The organism is Stutzerimonas sp., assembly GCF_982611455.1.
In genome coordinates, this window is sequence record NZ_CEXBBO010000002.1 from 191005 (window position 1) to 201239 (window position 10235).

The 10235-nt window shown below is 64.2% G+C and carries 6 protein-coding genes; 4 read left to right on the forward strand and 2 right to left on the reverse strand.

All coding sequences use genetic code 11. The features are described 5' to 3' along the window. Nucleotides 1-98: 98 nt before the first annotated feature. Together AC2LD7_RS02140 and AC2LD7_RS02145 are read left to right on the forward strand one after the other, a co-directional pair. Nucleotides 99-1586 carry an ATP-binding protein gene (locus tag AC2LD7_RS02140; protein WP_484596207.1) on the forward strand — a complete coding sequence of 496 codons (1488 nt, stop codon included), beginning with the start codon at nt 99-101 and terminating at the stop codon, nt 1584-1586. Next, nucleotides 1573-2979: a sigma-54-dependent transcriptional regulator gene (locus tag AC2LD7_RS02145; protein WP_484596208.1), complete on the forward strand. Its 1407-nt coding sequence runs from the start codon at nt 1573-1575 to the stop codon at nt 2977-2979. Before AC2LD7_RS02140 ends, AC2LD7_RS02145 begins: the two co-directional genes overlap by 14 nt. 18 nt (nt 2980-2997) lie before the next feature. Here the strand turns inward: AC2LD7_RS02145 and AC2LD7_RS02150 are convergent, their stop codons facing one another. Together AC2LD7_RS02150 and AC2LD7_RS02155 are read right to left on the reverse strand one after the other, a co-directional pair. Continuing rightward, nucleotides 2998-5370 (reverse strand): putative bifunctional diguanylate cyclase/phosphodiesterase, encoded by a 2373-nt coding sequence (locus AC2LD7_RS02150; RefSeq protein WP_484596209.1) that lies wholly within the window; start codon nt 5368-5370, stop codon nt 2998-3000. Between the two features lie 347 nt (nt 5371-5717). Beyond that, nucleotides 5718-6293 carry an antibiotic biosynthesis monooxygenase gene (locus AC2LD7_RS02155; RefSeq protein WP_484596210.1) on the reverse strand — a complete coding sequence of 192 codons (576 nt, stop codon included), beginning with the start codon at nt 6291-6293 and terminating at the stop codon, nt 5718-5720. A 474-nt stretch (nt 6294-6767) separates the two neighbouring features. Here AC2LD7_RS02155 and AC2LD7_RS02160 point away from each other — a divergent pair, with 474 nt between their 5' ends. Both AC2LD7_RS02160 and AC2LD7_RS02165 read left to right on the forward strand, forming a co-directional pair. After that, nucleotides 6768-7727, forward strand: a complete 960-nt coding sequence (locus AC2LD7_RS02160) for a PfkB family carbohydrate kinase (RefSeq protein ID WP_484596211.1) — start codon at nt 6768-6770, stop codon at nt 7725-7727. Next, complete coding sequence (locus AC2LD7_RS02165; RefSeq protein ID WP_484596212.1) at nt 7720-10119, forward strand: glycoside hydrolase family 65 protein; 2400 nt, start codon at nt 7720-7722, stop codon at nt 10117-10119. Before AC2LD7_RS02160 ends, AC2LD7_RS02165 begins: the two co-directional genes overlap by 8 nt. Nucleotides 10120-10235 lie beyond the last annotated feature (116 nt).

Here is a 10235-nt window from a genome sequence, read left to right on the forward strand (position 1 = left end):
CAAACCAGGCGTTAATATCAATACGCTGATTTTAAAGAGGTTTTACCGTCGGTCCCACTTGCCTCGACGCCGACAACGCTGAACTGTATCGTGCCAAAATGGCACATGTAGCAGTTTGGCAACGTATATCGAGCCTGCGCGGCGCGCTGGTTTTGAAGGTGGTGATTCCGCTGGTGGCGATCATGCTCGGCTTCAGTTACTTGCTGCTGTGGACGGTCGAGCGCAACAGCGAGCGACGTTTACAGGAGGAGGTCGAACTGGTCGCGCGGGCGGTCCGGCTGCCGCTCAGCGATAGCCTCGAACGCAAGCACGATCGCACCATGCAACAGGTGCTGGAGTCCGTGCTTGGCGTCGGCCGGGTCTATGGCGCTTACCTCTATGACGACCAAGGCGAGCTAGTGGCTTTCGCCGGCGCCATCGAGCCGGACCAGGACCAGACCTCGATTCAGGAGCTTACCGCCGACGGCAAACGTCGAGGTGGCTACCAACGGATTCGCGGTCGCGAGGTGTATTCGTATTTTCTGCCGCTGGAACAGAGCGGCGGGCGCATCAACGGGTTGCTGCAGGTTACCCGGCGCTGGAACGATTTCGAACGTGACACCCGACGGTTGCGGCTGATTGCCGGCGTTTCTGCCGGTCTGCTGGCATTGGCCGCGGTATGCATCGTCCTGCTCGGCCACTGGTCGGCGATCGGCAAACATTTGCAGCAACTGACCCAGAGCATGGCGCGTGTGGCTGCGGGCGACCGTCAGCATCGTGCGCCGCGCAGCGGCCCGCAGGAGATCGCTGTGCTCGGTCGAGCGCTGAACCAGATGCTCGACAGCATCGCCGATGCCGAACAACAGATGGCCGAACAGAAAACCCGTGAAGCGGAACTGGAAGCCCGCCTGCGCCGCACACAGCAACTGGCTGCGGTCGGACGTTTGGCAGCCGGGGTCGCCCATGAACTGGGCAGCCCGCTCAGCGTCATCGATGGCAAGGCCCAGCGTGTTTTGCGCAGCGACAGCTTGGAGGACACGCAGCGCAAGGGCTTGCTGCAGATCCGCAGCCAGGTGCAGCGCCTGAGCGAAATCGTCCGTCAGCTGCTGGAGTTCGGTCGCGCCGCCGGACGCCCGGCGCGACGCATGCCGGCCGATGTGCTGGCGCACTCGGCCGCGGCCGCGGTGGCTGACGAACTGGCCACGTTGAACGTCCATCTGCAACTTGAAGCGCCGCCCGCCACGCTGCACTGCGAGGTCGACCCGCCACGTTTCGAACAGGCGCTGACCAATCTGTTGCGCAATGCTGCCCAGGCCAGCCTCGGCGGGCGCGTGGTGCTGCGCTGGTGGCAAGAGGCGGATTGCCTGCTGTTCCAGGTCGAGGACGATGGGCCCGGCGTGGCCGAGCAACATCGGGCGGCGCTGTTCGAGCCCTTCTTCACCACCAAACCGGTGGGCAAGGGCAGCGGGCTCGGGCTCGCCGTGGCGCATGGCGTAGTGGCCGAATGCGGCGGCCGTATCGATCTGGTGGAAAGCCCGCTGGGTGGCGCGGCGTTTCGTATTTCCCTGGCATTGGCCGACGAGGACAACTTTGATGCAAAAGGATGACACCGCCCCACAGCGAGTGCTGGTGGTGGAGGACGACGACAGTCTGCGGCAATTGCTGGTCGAGGAACTGGAAGACCGCGCGCTGCACGTGCGTGCCGAAGCCAGCGCCGAGGACGCGGTGCCCTTGCTGGAAAGCTGGGAGCCGGACCTGGTCGTCAGCGACCTGCGCCTGCCGGGTGCCGACGGCATGGCGCTGCTGCGCCGGGTCAAGGCAATGCAGGCGGCACCGGCTTTCTTGGTCATTACGGCGTTCGGCAGCATTCAGCAGGCGGTGGCCGCGCTGAAAGAGGGCGCCGACGAATTTCTCACCAAACCGCTGGACCTCGATCATCTCGGCCTCGCCGTTTCACGGGCATTGGAAACCCGCCATTTGCGCGACGAGGTGCGGCGCTTCCAGCAACTGCTGAGCGATGACCGCTTCCACGGCATGCTTGGGCGCAGCCGCGTGATGCGCGGATTGTTCGACCAGATCCGGCAATTGGCCCGCGCGGCCGGCCCGGTGCTGGTGATCGGCGAAAGCGGCACCGGCAAAGAGCTGGTCGCCCGCGCGGTGCACGCCGAGAGCGAACGTGCGCAGCGGCCGTTCCTGGCGATCAACTGCGCCGGGTTGCCGGCCGAACTGTTGGAAAGCGAATTTTTCGGCCATGCCGCGGGCGCCTTCACCGGCGCCCATCGCGCTCATAAGGGCCTGTTCCAGCAAGCCGATGGCGGCACTCTGTTTCTCGACGAAATCGGCGAAATGCCCATGCCGCTGCAAGCCAAACTGCTGCGCGTGCTGCAGGAGGGCACTATCCGCCCGGTGGGCGGTGAGCGCGAATTGAACGTTGATGTGCGCATTATCGCCGCCAGCAACCGCCCGCTGGAAACGGCGGCTGGGCGCGAATCCTTTCGCGAGGACCTGTTCTTCCGCCTGGAGACTTTCATTCTGCAGGTGCCGCCGTTGCGCGACCGTGAGGAAGACCGGGAGCTGCTCGCCGCCGGCTTCGTCGCGCATTTCGCCGCGCGTGACGGACGACCGGTGCGCGGGCTGTCGCGCGCGGCGCTGGAGCAATTGCGGCGCTATCCCTTCCCCGGCAACGTGCGTGAACTGCAGAACGCCATGGAGCGTGCCGTGACCTTCTGCCATGGCCGCAACATCGAGCTGGAGCACCTGCCGGCGCGGATCGCCAGCTATCAGGACAGCACGCCCGACGGCGGCGCGGATGAATTGCTCGGGCTGATGATCGACGGCCCGCTGCTACCGACCCTGGACGAGCTGGAAACGCGCTATATCCGCCACGTGCTGGAACGGGTCGACGGCAACAAGCGTCGCGCCGCGGCACTGCTCGACATTGGCCGGCGCACCCTGTATCGACGATTGGGCGAGAAGGAGCAAGAACCGGATGAGGTCTGAACCACGTTGCGGCGCGCCTCAACCCTCCAGTGGAACGACCCGGCCTGGTAGATGTTCCAGGCCCGGATTGGCCTGGTTGCGGTTGCGTACCTCCACCCAATCACCCAACGCCGCCACCGAACGCGGCGGTGAAATCAAGTAGCCCTGAAACAGATCGCAGCCGGCTTCGAGCAATGCCGACTGCTTTTCCAGGGTGTCGACGCCTTCGGCATTGACCCGCTTGCCCTGCGCTTGGCAGAAGGCAATGAGCGCCGTCAGGCTCTGCTGCATTTCCGGCTGGGTCAGGCGCTGAATGATGGCCATGTCCAGCTTGATGGTATCGGCCGGATATTCTAGCAACTGCTGAATCGAGGTGTAACCGACACCGAAATCATCGATGGCGACGCGGAAACCGGCCTGGCGAATCGCGCGCACCACTTCCATGGTGTTACTGCTCAGTTCGGCAGCGAAGGTCTCGGTGAGCTCGATTTCGATGCTGCTCGGCGCGATGCCGTAGTGCGCGGCGCGCTCGATCAGGCAGCTGCAAATGCGGTCATCGGCCAGCTGCGCCGACGACACGTTGATCGCGAGTATCACGCCCTCGCCGAACAGCCTGACCAGCTCCTGATAGCCGGCCAATGCGTGGTCGATGACCCAGCTATCGATCTTCGGAAACAGGCCGGCGCGCTCGGCAATAGGGATGAACTCGCCTGGCGAGACCGTGCCCAGTACCGGCGAATGCCAGCGCAGCAGTACCTCGCAGCTGACCACCGCACCCTCGCGATCCACTGCCGGCATATAGACCAGGCGAAACTGGTCGTCGCCATTGAGGGCGCGTAACTCTTCCTCGATTACGCGGATGTGCTGGTTGCGCTGCTCGAGCTGCGCCGAGAAGGCCACCGCGGCGTTCTTGCCCTCGGCCTTGGCCTGATACATGGCGGTATCGGCGCGGATCAGCAGTTGGGTGACGGAGTCCGCGTCGGCGGGATAGCGGGCGGTGCCGATGCTGACGCTGACCGGGTTGATGCGATGCTCCAGACGGAAGCCGCTTCGGCACAGGCCGAGCAAGGCTTCGGTGAGCGCCGCCAGGGTGTCGTTGTCGGCATCTGCCATCAGCAAAATCGCGAACTCGTCGCCGGACAGTCGCGCAAACGCCGTTTCGGTGTGCGGATGCTCCCGCTGGTGCCGCTCGAGCGCACCCTGCACGCGCTGGGCGAAGATCCGCAGCAGCGCATCGCCGGCATTGTGGCCATGCTGATCGTTGACCAGCTTGAAGTTGTCCAGATCGAGAAACAACAGCGCCAACTGTCTGCCGCTCTGTGCGCACTGGTCATACATGGCGCTGGCCAGCACGCTGAAATGGGCGCGGTTGCTGATGTGGGTCAGGCTGTCGGTCCAGGATATCTCCTGAATGCGTTGCAGGGCGGCGGTGTTGCGCTCGTGCAGCGTCTTCATGTTGAGGGTCAGGCGGCCGATCTCGCCGCCATCGCTGGGCTCATCGAGGGCGGCGCGCTTGCACAGCAACAGGTCGGTGAGCTGGCTGTCGAGCTGGCTGATGGGATCAGTGACATAGCGGCGGATTAGCAGCAACAACAGGCCAATGGAAATCAGGCAGATCAGCGAACCGCCGATGAGAAAGGCCAATCTCAGCCTCTGCAGGCGCTCGGTGATGTAGTCGGGTGCAGGCGCCAATCGCGCATGCAGCGAGCGCGACAGCTGAATGTCGGCCGACAGGCCCTGCGCGGCTGGCGGCAGCACCGGGGCGATCTGTACTGCGGCGCCGTATTCCCGCTCCAGGCTGTTTTTCAGTGCGATGAATCGCTCCGGTCGCACGGCCAGTTGCAAGGCGAACGCCTCCGGCCGCTGAGTCGGCAATGGCCGGCTGGTCGAAGCCTGCAAAATGAAATCGGTGTCCAGCAGCAGCGGTCCGCCTTCGGCGTTTTCCACATAGGTCATTTCGCCGGTTTCTGACGCCTGCCTGGCCTCGTGGACGATCCGCTGCTGGGTGGCGTTCATGCTGGCGACAGGCGACGGGCTGCTCTCGAAATAGTAGGCGACCTTACCGTTGGGCTCGACGATGGCGAAGGAGGCGAACGATAGCGAGGTGGTGGATAGCGAACGAATGCTCTGCTGAACGCGCCGCCCCAGCGTCTCGTTGCGATAGGCGGTATCCGACTCGTGTAGGAACAGCCGCAGCGCCTCGCTATCGACGATCGAGTAGAACACGCTGCGATTGAATGCCTCGTAGTCCATGAAGGCGGACTTTAGTGCGGATAACTGCTGCGCCAGGCGCGCCTGTTCGAGGCCCACCAGCGAATTTCGCTGGGTCAGGTAGGCGGTCGTGGCGGCAAGCAGCTGGATGATCAGGATGACCGGGAAGATCACCAGCAGCGTGCGTTTACCGAGCGTCATGGGCATCGGCTTCGGCCGCGGGTCGCCGACGGAAACAGCAGGCTGACCGCCGCCAACAGGACGTTGTAGCTACGTCGGGACGATGCAGGTGTTTTCTTGCTGGTCATCGGGTATTCATCCGCTGCTACATTCATCGGTTCGGTCATCGCAGCGACCGGCTGCGCACTTCACGCGGTACTGGAGTCGCCTCGATATCGATGTTTGGCTGCGTTGCCTTGAGGCGATCAGGTCGGCTACGCGCGCCGAGGCGCGTTCAATGGAATTGAGGCTATCGGCACGCAGGGGTGGCACTTTAATGGCGCCGGACGAATGGCGGCAATGTTTTTATCCGACCGCGCCCGTTCCGGTCAGCGGGCAGGCGCCGGTTGTTTGCCGTGACGGGCGCCAGGGCGAGGCGGGATATGCAGCCAGGGCGCCAGCAGGCGCGTAGAGAGCGGAATGAACAAATAGGTCATCAGCGGCGTTAGCGCCAGGGTGCTGAGCAAGATACGCGCGACCAGGCTCAATTCGCTGAGGGCACCGCCGAACAGGACGTTAAACAGTAGCGACACGGGAAAGAACGCCAACCAGATCGCCACGCTCTGCTTCCAGCGCGGCGGTGGAGCGTTTTCGTTGCTGCCGAACCAGGTATCGATGCCGCGCGCGCGATGCTCATAGGGCTGGCCGAACAGTTCGCCGCCGCGTTGCAACCAGGCACGACGCGATGCCGAATGCTCCCAGGTGTCGAGGGTCTGCTCATCGGCGAAGCGGAAGATGATCTGAAATTCGTCGTCACCGGGCGGAGGCGCCAGGACGCCTGAACCGAGATAGCCGGGAAAGTCCGCAGCCAGTTGTTCGCCCTCGTGCAGCCAGGCGAGAAGCTCGTGGTAGCGGCCATCGCGCACGCGGCGGGCCACCATCAAAGTGACGGGTTCGGTAGACATCGTGTATCTCCAGCTTCACGCCGGCCACCCGGATAGGGCATTCGGCAAAACGCAGCGCCGGGATGGTGGGCTGCGAAAGAGGTCAGGCAAGGATCATGCCCTGGTCGTCAGGCCGCGTCAGACCGGGTGAGGTCGATACAGGCGCAGGACGACGGCGCACTATACGGAGATTCGTCGCACTTGGAAGGGGCGTCGGCACCTGAATAGGGTGCAGACGGCTGCGGCGCGTTTGCCGCAGCCGAGACGGCGCGGAGTCTATAAACAAGGATGGCACGGTGCTAGTGTCGTGGTTCGCACTTGGATGGGTTCGGGCTACCACCCGTCGGGCCTGGATAAGGCCGAGTTGCAAGCGGCTACTGGATGGCCCAATCGCCTCGATTTCTGCGAAGGGCACCGACCCCAACAGCGAAACGCGAACCCTCGCCGGCAGTTCAGGTCCGTTGAAGAACGAGTCTGAACCACCGGAGCATCTGCATGCAGCGCCTCACCCTGTTGTCGCTGGGCAGCATCAATGCCGATTTTCAGGTGCGGGTCGATGACCCGCTCGGCAATCGCGAAACGCTGCTGGCCCATGATTTGAGCCGCCTGTCCGGCGGCAAGGCGAGCAATACCGCTTACCTCGCCGCGCGCTTCGGCCATTGCAGTCGCCTGCTCGGGCGCGTGGGGGACGATGAGTTGGCCGAGCAGGCGCTCGCCCCGTTGCGTCAGGCGGGGGTGGAGGTCGATGGGGTCGGGCGTGCCGCGGGCCAGTCCACCGGCGTTTCGATGATCATGGTGCCGCCGGATGCGAAGAAGCACATCGTACTGGCGACCAACGCCAACGACTGTTGGGACGAGGTGGCCGAGCACGCCTTGGTCGTGGCCATCGAGGCGTGTGAAACGCCCGCCTGCCTGGTGCTCGATTACGAAATTCCCGCCAGGGTGGTGCGCCTTGCAATAGAAACCGCCGCACGCAAGCGATTTAGCATCGTGCTCGACCCTTCGTTTCCTGATCGTCTGGAGCGGGATCTGCTGCCTCTGTTGCAGGCGATCACGCCAAACGCGTCCGAGGCCGAGGCGTTGGTTGGTCATCCGGTCGATTCCATCGCAGCGGCCGGGCGTGCTGCGCATCAGCTGCAGCGGGCCGGTACACCGATTATCTGCATCAAGCTGAGTGATGGTGGCTGTGTCCTGGCCAGCGCTGAGGAAACCCTGCACATTCCGCCGGGCGAGGTGGAGCCGGTCGATACCACGGGCGCTGGCGATGCCTTCACCGGCGTCTTCGCCATCGCACTGCTGGAAGGACGCGCGCCCCGCGAGGCCGCGGCCTGGGGCGTGGCTGCGGCCAACCTGGCGGTAACGGGTTATGGCTCGCAGCCGAGCTACCCGACGCGTGAACAAGTGACGCAGATGGCGGGTGATCTGCTGGCCAAGGCGAGGCCCGTCAATGGCTGATCAGGCCCCATGCAGACTGGTTTTCGAACATTACGATCCGGCCGACGAGCGCCGGCGCGAAGCGCTTCTGGCGATGGGCAACGGCGTGCTGTCCTGCCGTGCCTGCGCACCGGAGGCGGCTGCGCTGCATGCCGCTGATGGCGGCAACCACTACGCTGGTTTCTACCGTGCCGGCTGGTACGACGACGCACCCCGCGAGGTGAATGGCAGCTCGGTGCGGATGGCCGCGCTGGTCAACTTGCCCGATCCCTTCGGCCTGAGCTTCGCTCTGGATGACGGCGACTGGTACGGCCTCGATGGCGTCGAGCTGGGCCGCTACCGCCAGTGTCTGACGCTCGATAGCGGGCTTCTCGAGCGTCAGCTGGACTTCTTCATGGCTGGTCATGCGCTGCAGCTGCGCGAAACCCGCTTCGTCAGCATGGCCACGCCGCATCTCGCGGTGCTGCGCTGGGAGCTGCAAGTACCGCCACAAGTCGCTCGGCTTCACTTACGCGCGACCCTCGATGGCGGCGTGACCAATGCCGCGATTCGGCGCAATGGTGCGTACGAAGGGCGGCGTCTCGACGCGGTGGCTTTCCAACATGATGACGTGGGCAGGGCTGCGGTCAGCGCGGTCTTGGATGACGATCGCCGCCGGTTGGCTATGGCGGTGCAGGTCCGTACGCCTGGGCTGCGCCTGCAATGGCACGGCCAGCAAGTCGAGCAAAGGCTGATTCAGCAGACTGAATGCGCCGTTCCGGCAGGCGGTCGGTTGATCATCGAAAAGCGGGTGTTGGTACAGGTCGACGACGAGCGGCCGGCCGAGGATGGCGAGGCTCTGGACCAGTTGCTCAAGCAATTGCCGACCGAGGACTTCGCCCGCTTGCAGCAGGCCCACAGGCATGGCTGGGCTCAGCTCTGGCGGCGCACGCCGATCGAGTCGGATGATCCGCAGCTGCATCTGGCCCTGCGCTTCCATGCGTTTCATCTATTGCAGACGGTGTCTGCGCACAGCGTTGGCCAGGATATTGGCTTCCCGCCGCGCGGCTGGATGGAGGGCTATTACGGGCAAGTGTTCTGGGACGAGGTGTTCGCCTTCCCGTTCCTCGCCACGCACTTCCCCGAACTGGCACGAAGCCTGGTCGACTACCGGTATCGGCGTCTGGACAAGGCGCGTGAACGTGCACGCCGAGCCGGCCTGCGGGGCGCCATGTTCCCCTGGCGCAGCGCCGGCAGCGGCGAGGAGGAAACCCCACCGTGGCAATACAACCCGATGTCGGGTCGCTGGATACCCGACCACACCCGCCTGCAGCGCCATATCGGCTCGGCTGTGGCATTCGATGCCTGGCAACTTTATCTGGCGACGGCGGACGAGGCGCTGCTAGCCGGGCCGGTCGGCGAGCTGATCATCGAAGTAGCACGCTTCTGGGCCAGCCTCGCACGCTTCGACGAGTCCCGGCAGCGCTATCTCATCTGCGGCGTGATCGGCCCGGACGAGTATCACAATGGCTACCCCGGCGCGCCGGAACCCGGCTTGAACAACAACGCCTATACCAACCTCATGGCGGTTTGGACCTTGTGTCGTGCGTTGCAGGTCTTCGAGTTGCTGCCCGAGGGCAAGGCGACCGAGCTGCGTGACAGATTGCAGCTCGAGCCGGGCGAAGCGGAAAACTGGGACCACATCAGCCGGCGCATGTATTTGCCGTTCACCGACGACGATGTGCTCAGCCAGTTCGACGGTTTCGACCAACTCGATCCGCCGCCGCAGGAATGGCTGCACGGCGACCGGCCGCGGCTGGACTGGATGCTCGAAGCGCGGCACGACAGCTGTGATCGCTATCAGCTGAGCAAGCAGGCCGATGTGCTGATGGCGCACCATCTGCTGTCGCGGCAGAGCTTGCAGCAGCTGCTTCAGCGGCTCGGCTATCAGCACGACGAGAAAAGCCTCCGCCGAACCCTGGCCTACCATCTGGCGCGCATCACCCATGAGTCGAGCCTGTCGAAAGTGGTCTGCGCTGGCGCACTGGCCGAAGTGGATCGCGAGGCTTCCTGGGTTTACTTCGGGCAAGTGCTGGATACCGATTTGCATGACCCGAGCAACGACGGCACGCAGGAAGGCGTACACCTGGGCGCCATGTCCGGTTCGCTCGACGTTCTGCAGCGCCACTACCTCGGCGTGCGGCCCGAGCTCGACGGTCTACACATCTTCCCCGCTCCACCGGCGCAGCTGCCAGCTGTGTCGCTGTCGCTGGTTTATCGCCAGGCGCGTCTTCAATTGCGATTGCAGCAGGATTGGTTACAGGTGACGGCCAGCAACGGCAACGATCGATCAGTTCCGGTGCATTACGCTGGCGGTCAAATGCTGCTCGAACCGGGCCAGTCGCTGAACGTGCCTTGCCGGGCGCCTGAGTGACTTACCGAATCCAGACCGTTCGCGGCCGCGCTCGCAATGCGCCGATACAAGCCCATCGCCGCATGCGGCGGAACGCCGTGGCTGAGTCCAGTCCAATACCTTGACTTGCCAGCAAG